This is a genomic window from Rhizobacter sp., assembly GCA_019635355.1.
Classification (GTDB): Bacteria; Pseudomonadota; Gammaproteobacteria; order Burkholderiales; family Burkholderiaceae_C; genus Rhizobacter.
In genome coordinates, this window is record JAHBZQ010000001.1 from 4,096,457 (window position 1) to 4,111,014 (window position 14,558).

Genomic DNA, 14,558 nt, shown 5'->3' on the forward strand with positions numbered 1-14,558 from the left:
GCGGTTACTGAGCCGAGTGCGGCGAGGTGCCCGCGCTTCGGCGAAAATCTTCATTCAGTTTCGCAGATTCTGCCTCTAAACCCTTGATATCGCAACGAAAGTCACCCGCCGATACCTTTGTTGTGCTGCCTGTCACGAGGGTCGGCGTTGCATGCCGTCCACACGATCTGGCAACCCTAGGGTGGCCCCTTAGTTGTTGAATTTCTGTCGTTTTCCATGCCCAAGCTCGACATTCTTCGTTACCCAGACCCCCGTCTGCACACCGTCGCCAAGCCGGTGGCGCAGGTCGATGACCGCATCCGCCAGCTGGTCGACGACATGCTGGAGACCATGTACGCCGCCGACGGCGTGGGCCTCGCGGCCACCCAGGTCGACGTGCATGAGCGGGTGATCGTGATCGACACCTCCGAGGGCCGCGACCAGCCCCGCGTGCTGATCAACCCCGAGCTGGTGCAGCGCAGTGACGAGATGACGCTGGGCGACGAGGGCTGCCTGTCGGTGCCCACCATCTATGACAAGGTGCCCCGCCACGCCCGTGTGCGCGTGCGCTCTCTCAACCGCGCCGGCGAAAGTTACGAGTTCGACGCGGAAGGCCTGCTGTCGGTGTGCGTGCAACACGAGATGGACCACCTGATGGGCAAGGTGTTCGTCGAGTACCTGAGCCCGCTCAAGCGCGACCGCATCAAGACCAAGATGCTCAAGAAGACGCGGGACGAGCAGCGCCCGTGAGCGGTGGCATGAGAGTCGCCTTCGCCGGCACGCCGGAATTCGCGGCAGCCGCCCTCGAGCGCCTGCTGGCTGCCGGCTTCGAGGTGCCGCTGGTGCTGACCCAGCCCGACCGCCCGGCGGGCCGCGGCATGAAGCTCACGCCTTCGCCCGTCAAGGCGCTGGCGGTGTCGCGCGGCATCCCGGTCGCCCAGCCGCGCAGCCTGCGCCTGGACGGCAAGTACCCCGACGACGCCGCCGGCGCGCAAGCCGCGCTGCAGGCTGCCCGCCCCGACGTGATGGTGGTGGCCGCCTACGGCCTGATCCTTCCGCAATGGGTGCTCGACCTGCCGGCCCGTGGTTGCCTGAACATTCACGCCTCGCTCCTGCCGCGCTGGCGCGGTGCGGCGCCCATCCACCGGGCGATCGAAGCCGGTGACGCCCGCACCGGCATCACCATCATGCAGATGGATGCCGGCCTCGACACCGGCGACATGCTACTGGTCGAAGCCGTCGACATCGCCCCTGACGACACCACTGCCCGCCTGCACGACCGCCTGGCCGCGCTGGGCGGCCGGCTGATCGTCGAGGCGCTGGAACTGGCCGCTTGCGGCGGCCTCACCCGCACGCCCCAGCCGGCTGAAGGCGTGACCTACGCGCACAAGATCGAGAAAGCCGAGGCGGCCATCGACTGGTCGCTCCCCGCGAGTACGCTCGAACCGCGCATCCGCGCCTTCGACCCCTTCCCCGGGGCCAGCACCCAGCTTGACGGCGAAACGGTGAAGCTCTGGCGCGCCCGCGTCGCCACCGGCACGGGCGAGCCCGGTCGGGTGTTGGCGGTCACTGACGAGCACATCACGGTGGCCTGCGGCACCGGCGCCCTCGACCTCCTCGAATTGCAGCGCCCGGGTGGCAAGCGCGTGAGCGCCCGACAGTTCCTCCAGGCACATCCCGTCAAGGCTGGACAGCGCTTCAACGCCCCCGGCAGTTGAACTTTGCGGCGCCAGCCGCACCTGAGGGGGCTGGAATGATCCCCTTCTGGAGATTCACGCATGTTCAATCTGTTGAAGACCGCAGTGCTGATGGCGGCCATCACGGCGCTGTTCATGGCCATCGGTGCGCTCGTCGGGGGCCGCGCCGGGATGATGTTCGCGCTCGTGCTGGCGCTGGGCATGAACTTCTTCAGCTACTGGTTTTCCGACAAGCTCGTGCTGAAGATGTACAACGCGCAGGAAGTCGACGAGTCGACTGCGCCCGGCTTCTACCGCATGGTGCGTGAGCTGGCCGAGCGCGCGCAGCTGCCGATGCCGCGTGTCTACCTGATCCAGGAAGACGCGCCCAACGCCTTCGCCACCGGCCGCAACCCGCAGAACGCGGCCGTTGCCGCCACCACCGGCATCCTGCGTGTGCTCTCCGAGCGCGAGCTGCGTGGCGTGATGGCGCACGAGCTGGCGCACGTGAAGCACCGCGACATCCTCATCAGCACCGTGAGCGCCACCATGGCCGGTGCGATCTCGATGCTGGCCAACTTCGCGATGTTCTTCGGCGGCCGCGACAACGAAGGCCGCCCGCACAACCCGATCGTCGGTCTGTTGGTGATGCTGCTGGCGCCGCTGGCGGCAAGCCTGATCCAGATGGCGATCAGCCGTGCCCGCGAGTTCGAGGCCGACCGCGGCGGCGCTGAAATCTCCGGCGACCCGGCGGCGCTCGCGAGCGCCCTGCAGAAGATCCAGCGTTACGCCCAGGGCCTGCCGATGGAAGCCGCCGAGCGCCACCCCGAGACGGCGCAGATGATGATCATGAACCCGCTCTCCGGCGGCGGACTGCGCGGCCTCTTCTCCACCCACCCCTCCACCGAGGAACGGGTGCAGCGCCTGCTGGCGATGACCTGAGGCGTTAGAAAAGCGGGGCACAAGCCCCGCTTTTGTCTGCCATCCCTTGCCGGGCGGCTGTCGACAATCGGACCACGACTCTTCTCCGATCTGTCTGTCATGCGACGCCTCACCTTGCTCTCTCTTGCGCTGGCCGCCGTGTCCCTCGTGGGCTGCGACCTCTTCGGCGACTCCGCCGAGAAGGTGGCCGCGGCCCGGGAAGCCGAAGGCCGGGCCATCGGTGGCGCCTGCCGCCATGCCGGTCGCGCGATCGAAGATTGCTACGCGCTGAACAAGAAGGCCGACAAGGCCTCGGTGTTCGCCGGCTGGCGTGACATGAACGACTACATGCGCGAGAACAAGATCGACGCCGTGGCGCCGCAGCTCGGCCCCCGGCCCAAGAATGCCGAGGCCAAGACGGCCGATGCCAAGGCCGAGCCCACGGCCGACGCGCCGGCCGAGGCCGTGGTCGTCGACAAGAAGGCGGCCAAGCCGGTGTCGACCAAGACCCCGAAATCCCACGACTGATCGCGGCGTCTGGTTTGCCCCCTGACCCCCGTGGAAACCCGCAAAGCGGGACAATCGCGACCATGCTTTCCCTTCAAGACGTGCTGCGCCACCGGCAGTTCCGCGCTGGCGCGCGCGAGATGAGCGCCGTCAGCCTGGGCATCGCGGCCTGGGGCCTGGTGACCGGCGTGGCCATGGTCAAGGGCGGCTTGTCGATCCCCCTCGCGCTCTTGATGACCTTCGTCGTCTACGCCGGCAGCGCCCAGCTGGCCGCGCTGCCGTTGATGATGGTCGGCACGCCGGTGTGGATCGTCTGGGCCACGGCCTTGTGCATCAACTTGCGTTTCGTGATCTTCAGCGCCCAGTGGCGTCCGTATTTCATGCAGTACCGCCTGCGCGACCGCTTGCTGCTCGGCTACTTCAGTGGCGACCTGACCTACGTGCTCTTCATGAAGAAGTTCCCGGAGGCGCGCGACGACGAAGGCCAGGTCGAGTACTTCCTCGGTGCCTCGGCGGCCAACTGGTTCAGCTGGCAGGTGCCGGCGGTCGCCGGCATCCTGCTGGCCGACGTGATCCCCACGCATTGGGGCCTGGGCTTCGCCGGCGTGCTGGCCTTGCTCGGCCTCACCTATTCGCTCATCACCGACCGGGCCACCTCGCTCGCGGCGGTGGTGGCCGGTGCGGCGGCGGTGGCCGCGTTCTCGCTGCCGTTCCGCCTGCACATCGTGGTGGCGATCGCCGCGGCCGTGTGCATCGGCCTGATGATCGAGGGCGGAGGTGATGCCGGCCGTCGCCTGCGGGCGGCGCTTGATCGCACGAGGCCGGCCACATGAACGGCGGCTACGCGCTCATCACCATCGCCGGCCTGACCGTCATCACGGTCGTCACGCGCGGCTTCTTCCTCATCTCCGAGAAGGAGCTCGTGCTGCCCGAGTGGGTGAAGCGTGGCCTGCGCTTTGCCCCACTCGCGGCGCTCGCCGCGGTCGTTGTGCCCGAGATCGTGATGGCCCACGGCGAACTCATCGAGACCTGGAAAGACGCGCGCCTGTACGCGGCTGCGGCGGCCACGGCCTACTACTTCTGGCGCCGCGGCATCCTCGGCACCATCGTCACCGGCATGGCGGTGCTGATTCCGCTGAAACTCGGCTTGGGGTGGTGAGTTACAGGGGAGTACATGGTGTCCAATAGCGGGCTGAAATTCTTGTCATCACGCCCGTCAACACGATCCGCCCCACCATGAAAGTCCTCCGCTTCGAAGACCTCGCCGCCCAAGGCAAGGCGACCGGCCAACGTGTGTTCATCCGCGCCGACCTCAACGTCCCGCAAGACGATGCCGGCAACATCACCGAAGACACCCGCATTCGCGCCTCCATCCCCTGCATCGAGATGGCCCTGAAGGCCGGTGCAGCGGCGATGGTCACCTCGCACCTGGGCCGCCCGACCGAAGGCGAGTTCAAGCCGGAGGATTCGCTGGCCCCGGTCGCCAAACGCATGGGCGAGTTGATGGGCCGCGAGATCAAGGTCGTGCCCAACTGGGTCGACGGCGTGCAGGTTGCGCCGGGCGAGCTGGTGATGCTCGAGAACTGCCGCCTCAACAAGGGCGAGAAGAAGAACAACGAAGAGCTGGCGAAGAAGATGGCCGCGCTGTGTGACATCTTCGTGCACGACGCTTTCGGCACCGCGCACCGCGCCGAAGCCTCGACCTACGGCATTGCCCAGTTCGCCAAGATCGCCTGCGCCGGCCCGCTGCTCGCCGCCGAGATCGACGCGATCTCGAAGGCGCTGGCCAACCCGAAGCGCCCGTTGGTGGCCATCGTGGCCGGCAGCAAGGTGAGCACCAAGCTGACCATCCTGCAATCGCTCGCGAAAAACGTCGACCAGCTCATCGTCGGTGGCGGCATTGCCAACACCTTCCTGCTCGCGGCCGGCCTGCCCATCGGCAAGTCGCTCGCCGAGGCCGACCTGGTGAACGACGCCAAGGCGGTGATCGAGGCGATGAAGGCGCGTGGCGCCGCGGTGCCCATCCCGGTCGATGTGGTGACGGCCAAGACCTTTGCGGCCGATGCGCCCGCCACCGTGAAGGCGGCGGCTGACGTGGCGGCCGACGACCTCATCCTAGACATCGGCCCGAAGACGGCGGCGCAGCTGGCCGACATGCTGAAGAAGGCCGGCACCATCGTCTGGAACGGTCCGGTCGGCGTGTTCGAGTTCGACGCGTTTGCGAAGGGCACCGAGACGCTGGCGCGTGCCATCGCCGAGTCGAGCGCTTTCAGCATCGCAGGCGGCGGCGACACGCTGGCCGCCATCGCCAAGTACGGCATCGAGAAGGATGTGGGCTACATCTCCACCGGCGGTGGCGCCTTCCTCGAAGTGCTGGAAGGCAAGACCTTGCCCGCTTTCGAGATCCTGCAAAAGCGCGCCGCCTGATCCACGCCTGACCGACAGAAGAACGGAGACCCTGCATGCCCGCCACCAAGATCGTCGCCACCCTCGGCCCTGCGTCCAGCACCCCCGAGGTGTTGCAGCGAATGATCCGGGCCGGGGTCGACGTGGTGAGGCTTAACTTCTCGCACGGCAAGGCGCAAGACCACATCGAGCGTGCTGCGCTGGTGCGCGAGGCGGCCAAGGCGGTGGGCAAGGAAGTGGCCATCATGGCCGACCTGCAGGGCCCGAAGATCCGCGTCGGCAAGTTTGAAGGTGGCAAGACCATCATCGAAGCGGGGCAGAAGTTCATCCTCGACGGCGCGACCACCGAGCTCGGCAACAACGAGCGTGTGGGCCTCGACTACAAGGAGCTGCCGCGCGACGTGCGCCCCGGCGACACGCTGCTGCTGAACGACGGCCTGCTGAAGCTCACCGTCGACGCGGTGAAGGGCGCCGAGGTGCACACCACCGTCGTGATCGGCGGCGAGCTGTCGAACAACAAGGGCATCAACAAGGCCGGTGGCGGCCTCACCGCGCCCGCGTTGACGGGCAAGGACATGGAAGACATCAAGACCGCGATGAGCTTCCAGTGCGAGTACCTGGCGGTGAGCTTCCCGAAGAACGCCACCGACATGGAAATGGCCCGCCAGCTCGCCAATGTGGCCGGCGAGCCCTATCGCCACAAGCCGGCGCTGATCGCGAAGATCGAGCGCAGCGAGGCGATCCCCGCGCTCGAATCGATCATCAAGGCGAGCGACGGCATCATGGTCGCGCGTGGCGACCTGGCGGTGGAGGTGGGCAACGCGGCCGTGCCCGCGCTGCAGAAGCGCATGATCAAGATGGCGCGCGAACTCGACCGCGTGGTCATCACCGCCACGCAGATGATGGAGTCGATGATCGTGAACCCGGTGCCCACGCGCGCCGAGGTGAGCGACGTGGCCAACGCGGTGCTCGACGGCACCGACGCCGTGATGCTGAGCGCCGAGACGGCGGCCGGCAAGTACCCGGTCGAGACGGTGGAGATGATGGCCAACATCTGCGTCGAGGCCGAGAACGCGGAAGAGATCTCGCTCGATGCGAGTTTCACCGACAAGAAGTTCGGCCGCATCGACCAGTCGATCGCGATGGGCGCGCTCTTCACCGCGCACCACCTGGGCTGCAAGGCGATCGTGGCGCTCACCGAGTCGGGCTCCACGGCGCTGTGGATGAGCCGGCACAAGATCCACGTGCCCATCTTCGGCCTGACCTCGCAGGTGGGCAGCCAGCGCCGTATGTGCCTTTATCGGAACGTGAGGCCGCTCTTGATGTCGAGCCACTCCGACCGTGACGAGGCGCTGAAGCATGCCGAGAGCATGCTCGTGGAAGCCGGTGTGCTGAAGCCGGGTGACACCTACGCGATCACCTGCGGCGAGCCGATGGGCTATCCCGGTGGCACCAACATGCTGAAGGTCTGCCTCGTCGGTTAGCGAGCGCGGGCCGAGCGCCGGGCCGCCCCAAGCCGGCCCGTATCCCCTCGGGGGATCGACTCATGTAGTCATGAGGCGAGGGGTCTCATGCCTTCAATCGAACCTCATCGAGATCCCGGTGAGGAACATCGCGTCGTATTTCTTCAAGCTGCCGCCCGGCGCGCTGTTGTAGCGGTACAGGACCCCCGTGGTGAGCTGCCAGGTGGCTGTCATGGCGACTGACAGTCCGGTGTCGAACACCGCGCGGTACTCGCCGCCGTTGCGCAGGTCCGGGTAGTACTCCAGCTTCTGCTTGAAGGTCGTGCTCGGCGTCAGCTTGTGGTTCGAGCTCTCGCTGATGACGCCTTCGGTGCGCCCATAACGCAGGCGCAACTCGCCCGCCACCTCGGCCGGGTTGATGTAGCGGTCTTCGCTGTAGCCGAACCCCCCGAACACATCCCAGGTGTTGGCGTCGTTGCGGATCAGGTGCCGGCCGAGGCCGCCGTAGGCCGACACGCGCGAGACGATGTTGGCCGGCCGGTCGCGAAAGTAGTCGAGCTTGGCAACTGCGAAGTAGTCGTTGTCGATGAGGTCCTGGTCGTACTGCGTGCCGAGTGCGACGTTGGAGGCGCTCGTCTTCTCGGCGTCGCGGGCGTAGTACACGCGGCCGAGCGAGAGCCACTTGCTGTGGTCGGTCTGCTTCACCGCTTCGCCGGTCAGCGTGATGCTGCTGGCTTGGGTGTTGCCGCCACTCACGCTCGAGGCCAGCGTCCACAGCGAGCGGAGCTGGCCATCGGGCTTCATGGTGACCTGCGCGCTGGCGGGGGTCGAGACAAGGGCGGGGAGGGTGAGGGCCACGAAGGCCAGGGGGCGGGTCAACTGCGTCATGCTTGCAAGCGACCATATCGCGTGAACATCGGTTCACGCGAATGTCACCGGCGAGGCCACAATCCCGGAATGGAAACGCCCATCACGCTCGACGAGATCCGTGCTGCGGCACGCCGATTGCACGGCCACGTGCTCGAAACGCCGTGCCTGCCCTCGCGCACCTTGGGCGAACTCGCGGGCTGCGAGGTGTTCCTCAAATTTGAGAACCTGCAGTTCACCGCGTCATTCAAGGAGCGCGGGGCGCTCAACAAGATTTCGCAGCTGAGCGATGACGAGCGTGCATGGGGCGTGCTCGCGGTGTCGGCCGGCAATCATGCGCAAGGCGTGGCGTATCACGCGCAGCGGCTGGGCATTCCCGCGACCATCGTGATGCCGCGTTTTGCCACGCCGGTGAAGGTGGCCAACACCCGCCGCTTCGGCGCCGAGGTGGTGCTGCACGGCGACACCTTCGATGACGCGCGGGCACACGGTTTGCTGCTCGCGCGCGAACGCCAGCTCACGCTGATCCACCCCTTCGACGATGCGGCGGTGATCAACGGGCAGGGCACCGTGGCGCTGGAGATGCTCGCGCAGCAGCCGCAGATCGACACGCTCGTGGTGGCCATCGGCGGCGGTGGCCTCATCGGCGGCATGGCCACGGGGGCGCGCGCCTTGAAGCCGGGGATCGAGATCGTCGGCGTGCAGAGCGAGCGCTTCCCGGCGGCGTGGAATGCCAAGCATGGCGGCCATCGCGAGGTGCAGCACGCCACCATCGCCGATGGCATCGGCGTGAAAGCGCCCGGCGTGCTCACGTTGCCCTTGATCGAGCAGCGGGTGGACGACGTGCTGCTCGTCGGCGAAGACGACATCGAGCAGGCCATCGTGCTGCTGCTGGAGATCGAGAAGACGGTGGTCGAGGGGGCTGGCGCCGTGGGCTTGGCCGCGTTGATGAAGCACCGTGGGCGCTTCGCGGGGCGCAAGGTCGGGCTGGTGCTGTGCGGCGGCAACATCGAGCCGCTGGTGCTGGCCGAGATCATCGAGCGCGGCATGGTGAAGTCAGGCCGCCTTGCGCGGCTGCGGCTCGACATCCGCGACGTGCCCGGTGCGCTGGCCGACGTGTGCCTGCTGCTGGGCAAGCTCGGCGCCAACATCGACGAGGTGCAGCACCAGCGCGCGTTCAGCTCGGTGTCGGTCGAGCGGGTGCAGATCGAGGTGGTGGTCCACACGCGGGGCGTGGAGCACATTGCGGAGATTCTCGCGGCCATGACGGCCGCTGGTTATCGCGCCGAGCGGATCGGTTAGACCACCTTACGCGCCGTCGCGCACACTGCGCACCAGCGCTTCGACCTTCGGCGACATGTTGGTCGGCACCATCTCCACGCCGTCCATCGGCAGCGCGCGGAAGAGTTCGTCGGCGAAGCTGTGGCCGATGCTCTCGACGCCGTCGAAATCCATTTCGGCGCGGCGGAACTGCTGCAGGCGGGCGGCCACGCGGCGGGCCTGGGCCCGTGAATCGAGTCCGGCGAGCGGCGTGGCCAGCAGGCGCAGCGGCACCGTGGTGCGCTCGAAGCCGTAGCCCGTGCCGTCGAGGCTGTAGGCCTGCAACACGTCGTCGAGCTTGCGCGTCGTGTCGAGCGCCACGGCGGCATAGACCGAAGTGCCGCGGCGTTTCATCGCGCGGCCCGGGTGCCAGCCGCCGTCCCACAGGCGATGCTGGAAGGCAGTGTCGTTCGCGTGCAGGTCGAACACGTCGGCCAGGCGCGAGGTGAAGAAGAGGCCGCGGCCGGCGTGGCGATTCGGCTGGCTCGTCAACTTGCCCTTGCTCACCTCAAGCATGGCGAGTGCCGGGTCGCCGAGCGAGAAGGTGCGTGCGAGCTGGTCGAAGACACCGCAGCCGTCGTCCGACACGAGGAGTTGCACGTGGCTCGGCGTCTGGCGCAGCGAGACGGTCACGCTCTCGCCGCCACTGTGGTCGATGGCGTTGTTGAGCAGCTCGCCGAAGATGTGCTGCGTGATGCGGCGCACTTCGGGCGGCAGGTCGAAGAAAGGCGCGAAGTGGCGCGCCCAGGGCAGGTCTTCCTGCAGGCCGGCCAGCGGATAGCGCTGCACCACCTGGCGCAGCAGGCCGGGCTGGAAGCGCGGCTGGCGGACCGTGCCTTCACGCCGCAGCCACCCGAGCTGCACCAGCCGCTGCAGCGCCTTGCGGGCCGTGCTGCGGCTCACACCGGCCACCTGGGCCACGTGGGCGGCGAGCTCATCCGGGTGCTGCAGGGCAGATGCGGTGATGTGCAGCGTGAGGGCGTTGAGGTCGAGGCGTGCCATGAGGGTGTCGTCCGTCGGAAACCGGAAGCTCAGTGTCGGCGGCGGCACGCCCGACTGGAGGGCGAAAAGCGGCCCCATCGCCCTTCAATTCGTGGCTTCGCAAGGCGCGAATACGTCATGCGCAAGCCCCAAACATTGGGTCCCCCAGACATGGGAGACGGCCCCGGGCGGAGGGTTTTCACCGAGGGGCCGCCGCTACAATCCCCAGGTTTCGCAGCGGTTACAGCGCTGTTTCACCGGGGACGTGCGCACACTGCCCACCCGGTCGCAGGTTTCATCACTTCCGGACTCCGACCATGCCTCTCGTCTCAATGCGTCAGCTCCTGGACCACGCCGCGGAAAACGGCTACGGCATCCCGGCTTTCAACGTCAACAACCTCGAGCAGGTGCAGGCCGTGATGGCCGCTGCCGATGAAGTGGGCGCCCCGGTCATCCTGCAAGCCAGTGCCGGTGCACGCAAGTACGCGGGCGAGCCCTTCATCAAGCACCTGATCCAGGCGGCCACCGAGGCGTATCCGCACATCCCGCTCGTGATGCACCAGGACCACGGCACCTCGCCCAAGGTGTGCGAAGGCGCCATCAACCTCGGCTTCGGCTCGGTGATGATGGACGGCTCGCTGCGCGAAGACGGCAAGACCCCGGCCGACTTCGCCTACAACGTCGATGTGACGCGCAAGGTCGTGCAGATGGCGCACAAGTCGGGTGTGACGGTCGAAGGCGAACTCGGCTGCCTCGGCAACCTCGAGACCGGCGATGCGGGTGAAGAAGACGGCATCGGCGCCGAAGGCAAGCTCGACCACAGCCAGATGCTGACCGACCCCGAAGAGGCTGCCGTGTTCGTGCGCGAAACGCAGCTCGACGCGCTGGCCATCGCCATCGGCACCAGCCACGGTGCCTACAAGTTCTCGCGCAAGCCCACGGGCGACATCCTCGCCATCTCGCGCGTGAAAGAGATCCACAAGCGCATTCCCAACACGCACCTCGTGATGCACGGCTCGTCGTCGGTGCCGCCCGAGTTGCTGGCCATCATCAACCAGTACGGCGGCAAGATCAAAGAGACCTACGGCGTGCCGATCGAAGAGATCCAGGAAGCCATCAAGTTCGGCGTGCGCAAGATCAACATCGACACCGACATCCGCCTTGCGATGACCGGCGCGGTGCGCAAGTTCCTGGCCGAGAACCCCGACAAGTTCGACGCCCGCGAATGGCTCAAGCCCGCGCGTGAAGCGGCGAAGGCCGTGTGCAAGGCGCGCTACCAGCAGTTCGGCTGCGAAGGCCAGGCCGGCAAGATCAAGGCGCAGAGCCTGAGCGAGATCGCCCAGCGCTACGCCAAGGGCGAACTGGCACAGACGGTCGTTTGATGACCCAAGCCCTGCTCACGTCGACGCTCACCTCGCTGCCGCTGCTCGCGCGTGGCAAGGTGCGTGACAACTACGCGGTCGGCGACGACCGCATCCTCATGGTCGCGAGCGACCGCCTGAGCGCGTTCGACGTGATCATGGGCGAGCCGATTCCCGGCAAAGGCGCACTGCTCACCGAGATGGCGCTCTTCTGGTTCGCGCACCTGCAAGGCATCGTGCCCAACCACTTGACTGGCGACGACCCCACGTCGGTGGTGACGGCCGCCGAGCGTGACCAGGTGCGCGGCCGCTCCATGCTCGTCAAGCGCCTGAAGCCGCTGCCCGTCGAGGCGGTGGTGCGCGGTTATCTTGCCGGCAGCGGCTGGGCCGAGTACCAGGCCTCGCAGTCGGTCTGTGGCGTGAAGCTGCCCGCGGGCCTGAAGAACGCGAGCCGCCTGCCTCAGCCGATCTTCACCCCGGCCACCAAGGCCGAGATGGGCGACCACGACGAGAACATCTCGTTCGAGCGCATGCAGGGCATCATCGGTGCCGAGCTGGCCGAGAAGGTGCGCACGACGGCGATCAAGCTCTACACCACCGCGGCCGAGATCGCGCTGAAGAAGGGCATCATCATCGCCGACACCAAGTTCGAGTTCGGCCTCGATGCCGACGGCACGCTCACGCTGATGGACGAGGTGCTCACGCCCGATTCCTCGCGCTTCTGGCCCATCGAGGGTTACGAAGCCGCGTTCCGCGAAGGCCGCAACCCGCCGAGCTACGACAAGCAGTTCGTGCGCGACTGGCTGGAGCAGGCGCGTGTCAACGGCGCGCCGTGGAACAAGAAGGCGCCTGCGCCGAGCCTGCCGCCCGAGGTGATCGCCAAGACCGCCGACAAATACCGAGAGGCCTTGCAGCGCCTCACGGGTTGAGCCGATGAAGTCGCGCCTCCTGAGCCACCTGGATGCGGCCATTGCGGCCGCCGCCATGCCCTCCGAGGCCGACTGCCTGCGTGCCGAGCGTGCGGCCCTGCTGGCGCGCCAAGGCCAGCTCAACGAAGCGCGCAGCATCGTGGCCGGCCTGCAGGCGCAGTACGGCCTCAACCCGCACCCACGGGTGAATGCATGGATCAGCCTGGCCGAAGGGCTCACCAGCTACTTCAGCGACCTCGGCCCGACCGCGCACGACAAGATCAAGCGGGCGTATGCGGTGAGCGGCGCCTCGCGCGACCGTCGCCTGAACGCGCTGGCCGCGGCGTGGCTCGCGCACATGGACTACACCGCCTACGACCTCGACGCAATGGGCCGGCACGTCGCCGAAGCGTTGCAGCTGGCCGACGCCGACAACCACAGCGCCCGGGCGCGCGCCTGCCTGGTGGTCGCGCTGGCCTACCACTTCGGCGGGCGTTTCGACTCGGCGCAGCCCTGGTACGCCAAGTCCCGCCTGCATGCCAGTGCCGAGGGCGACGAGACCATGCTCAGCGCCATCATGTACAACATGGCCGGCCTGCTGGCCGACCAGTCACGCCACGCGGTGATGACCGGCGAGCACGACGTGGCGATGCTGCGCCGAGCCGAGCTGAGCCTGCAGTCGGCCACCAATCTCGATGCGCTGATCGGCATTGCGTCGCTCGACGCGCTGGTGCCGCTGCACCGGGCGCGGGTGTGCACGCTGCAAGGTCAGTGGGCCGAGGCGGTCTCGCTCTACGAAGCGCATTTCAGCGACGGTCTGCTGCAAGGGCTGGACCGCATGCGCGCGTCGCTCGGCGCCGATCTGGCGTGGTGTCGCCTGCAGCTCGGGCAGACCGAGCAGGCCCGCAAGGATGCGGTGGCGGCGCAGGTGTCGGTCGCCCACGACCGCGATGCCGATGACCGGGCCGCCGCGCACCACCGGCTGGCGCAGGTCTTTGCGCAACTCGGCCAGGCCGACGTGGCCGCCCATCACCGCGAGCAGGCCGCGGCCGACTGGCAGGTGCACGAACGGGAGCAAGCGATGTCGATCGCCGCGATCGAGAAGGCGGTGGCCACGCTGGCCAGCTGAGCCTCGGCGTTGCCCGAGGCGAGGTGTCCCGCGACGCTCAGAAGAGCGCCATGCTGAGCTTGCGCCGGTACTGGTCGACGACCGGGTCGGCCGGCGCGGTGTTCACCTTGGCGGCGACTTCGAGCGTGCTCTTGGGTGCTGCGGCCTCGGTGCTCTTCGGGGCCGGCTTGCTCATCAGCTCCAGGATCGCGACGTAGGTCTTGCGCGCGAGTTCGCCATTCCAGGCTTTGTCGCGCATCACGATCTCCAGCAGCTCGTCCATGGCTTCAGTGAAGCGCTGCGCGGCGAAGTGCGTCTGCGCGAGTTCGAAGCGGGCCTCGAAGTCGCGGCGGTTGGCAGCAATGGCAGCGGCCAGTGCCTCGGGGCTGCGCGCGGACGCGGCCTTTTCACCCGCGTCGATCCAGTGGCCGGCGGCGGCGAGGCGCGCATCGAGCATCACCTTGCTCGCGACCGGCTCGAACGCGCGGCGTGCATCGGCCACACGGCCGGCCAGCAACAGGGCACGCAGGTAGTCGTAGCGGGCTGCGTCGTTGGCGGGGTCGATGGCCACCGCCTCCTGCAGCTTCTCGAGCGCGCTTTCGGTGTCGCCTTCGGCCATCAGTTCTTCCGCGGCGGCCACGTCCTCATCAGCGGCCATCTCGGCGGCGCTCGGCACGTGGCGGTCGAGGAACTCGCGCAGTTGCGCCTCGGGCAGGGCACCCACGAAACCGTCGACCGGCTGGCCGTCCTTGAACATCACGCAGAACGGGATGCTGCGCACGCCAAACATCTGCGAGAGCTGGCCCGAGATCTCGGGCTGCTCGTCGGCGTTGCACTTGGCGAGCTTGAAGCGGCCGGCGTAGGCGACCTCCAGCTTCTCGAGCACTGGCGTCAGCGACTTGCAGGGGCCGCACCACGGGGCCCAGATGTCGAGCAGCACGGGTTGCTGCATCGAGGCTTGGATGAGGTCGGCTTCGAAGTTCTGGAGGGTGATGTCCATGGGTGGTGCGCCAGTGGGTCGGGCAGGGCAGGTGAAGCCTGCCCGCCTACAATTCAAGGTT

Annotated in this window: 14 protein-coding genes and 1 pseudogene; 12 read left to right on the plus strand and 3 right to left on the minus strand. The window is 67.5% G+C overall.

The window, feature by feature from the left end:
• Window positions 1-216: 216 nt before the first annotated feature.
• The 8 genes and pseudogenes from def (at window position 217) to pyk (ending at window position 6,973) form a co-directional block, all read left to right on the plus strand.
• A complete protein-coding gene (gene def / locus KF892_18985; protein MBX3627108.1) occupies window positions 217-729 on the plus strand; it encodes a peptide deformylase in 513 nt (170 codons plus the stop codon).
• A gap of 8 nt (window positions 730-737) precedes the next feature.
• Window positions 738-1,697 carry a methionyl-tRNA formyltransferase gene (gene fmt, locus KF892_18990; GenBank protein ID MBX3627109.1) on the plus strand — a complete coding sequence of 320 codons (960 nt, stop codon included), beginning with the start codon at window positions 738-740 and terminating at the stop codon, window positions 1,695-1,697.
• 60 nt (window positions 1,698-1,757) lie between these two features.
• Window positions 1,758-2,597, plus strand: coding sequence for a zinc metalloprotease HtpX (gene htpX / locus KF892_18995; protein MBX3627110.1), 840 nt, complete (start codon window positions 1,758-1,760; stop codon window positions 2,595-2,597).
• 99 nt (window positions 2,598-2,696) lie between these two features.
• Window positions 2,697-2,984, plus strand: a pseudogene (locus tag KF892_19000) (hypothetical protein).
• A 182-nt stretch (window positions 2,985-3,166) separates the two neighbouring features.
• Window positions 3,167-3,916, plus strand: coding sequence for an AzlC family ABC transporter permease (locus KF892_19005; protein ID MBX3627111.1), 750 nt, complete (start codon window positions 3,167-3,169; stop codon window positions 3,914-3,916).
• Window positions 3,913-4,242: an AzlD domain-containing protein gene (locus tag KF892_19010; GenBank protein ID MBX3627112.1), complete on the plus strand. Its 330-nt coding sequence runs from the start codon at window positions 3,913-3,915 to the stop codon at window positions 4,240-4,242. Before KF892_19005 ends, KF892_19010 begins: the two co-directional genes overlap by 4 nt.
• A 77-nt stretch (window positions 4,243-4,319) precedes the next feature.
• A complete protein-coding gene (locus tag KF892_19015) occupies window positions 4,320-5,510 on the plus strand; it encodes a phosphoglycerate kinase (protein ID MBX3627113.1) in 1,191 nt (396 codons plus the stop codon).
• A gap of 35 nt (window positions 5,511-5,545) precedes the next feature.
• Complete coding sequence (pyk, locus tag KF892_19020) at window positions 5,546-6,973, plus strand: pyruvate kinase (GenBank protein ID MBX3627114.1); 1,428 nt, start codon at window positions 5,546-5,548, stop codon at window positions 6,971-6,973.
• Between the two features lie 93 nt (window positions 6,974-7,066).
• On the opposite strand, the gene KF892_19025 is transcribed toward pyk, so the two are convergent.
• Window positions 7,067-7,840 carry a DUF481 domain-containing protein gene (locus tag KF892_19025; GenBank protein ID MBX3627115.1) on the minus strand — a complete coding sequence of 258 codons (774 nt, stop codon included), beginning with the start codon at window positions 7,838-7,840 and terminating at the stop codon, window positions 7,067-7,069.
• Between the two features lie 69 nt (window positions 7,841-7,909).
• On the opposite strand from KF892_19025, the gene KF892_19030 reads away from it, so the two are divergent.
• Entirely contained in the window at window positions 7,910-9,121 is a 1,212-nt protein-coding gene (locus tag KF892_19030; GenBank protein ID MBX3627116.1) for a threonine ammonia-lyase, read from the plus strand.
• A gap of 6 nt (window positions 9,122-9,127) precedes the next feature.
• Here KF892_19030 and KF892_19035 read toward each other — a convergent pair whose 3' ends face one another.
• Entirely contained in the window at window positions 9,128-10,141 is a 1,014-nt protein-coding gene (locus KF892_19035; protein MBX3627117.1) for a DUF4325 domain-containing protein, read from the minus strand.
• Window positions 10,142-10,437: 296 nt separating this feature from the next.
• Between KF892_19035 and fba the strand changes: the two genes are divergently transcribed.
• Genes fba through KF892_19050 form a run of 3 tightly spaced genes read left to right on the plus strand, consistent with a single transcriptional unit; the run spans window position 10,438 to window position 13,518 of the window.
• Window positions 10,438-11,502: a fructose-bisphosphate aldolase class II gene (gene fba, locus KF892_19040; protein MBX3627118.1), complete on the plus strand. Its 1,065-nt coding sequence runs from the start codon at window positions 10,438-10,440 to the stop codon at window positions 11,500-11,502.
• The gene (locus tag KF892_19045; GenBank protein ID MBX3627119.1) at window positions 11,502-12,410 is read left to right on the plus strand and encodes a phosphoribosylaminoimidazolesuccinocarboxamide synthase; all 909 of its coding nucleotides are present in this window, start codon (window positions 11,502-11,504) and stop codon (window positions 12,408-12,410) included. The genes fba and KF892_19045 overlap by 1 nt, the downstream gene beginning before the upstream one ends.
• Before the next feature lie 4 nt (window positions 12,411-12,414).
• The gene (locus KF892_19050) at window positions 12,415-13,518 is read left to right on the plus strand and encodes a hypothetical protein (GenBank protein MBX3627120.1); all 1,104 of its coding nucleotides are present in this window, start codon (window positions 12,415-12,417) and stop codon (window positions 13,516-13,518) included.
• A 37-nt stretch (window positions 13,519-13,555) separates the two neighbouring features.
• Here the strand turns inward: KF892_19050 and KF892_19055 are convergent, their stop codons facing one another.
• A complete protein-coding gene (locus tag KF892_19055) occupies window positions 13,556-14,497 on the minus strand; it encodes a tetratricopeptide repeat protein (protein ID MBX3627121.1) in 942 nt (313 codons plus the stop codon).
• Between the last annotated feature and the right edge of the window lie 61 nt (window positions 14,498-14,558).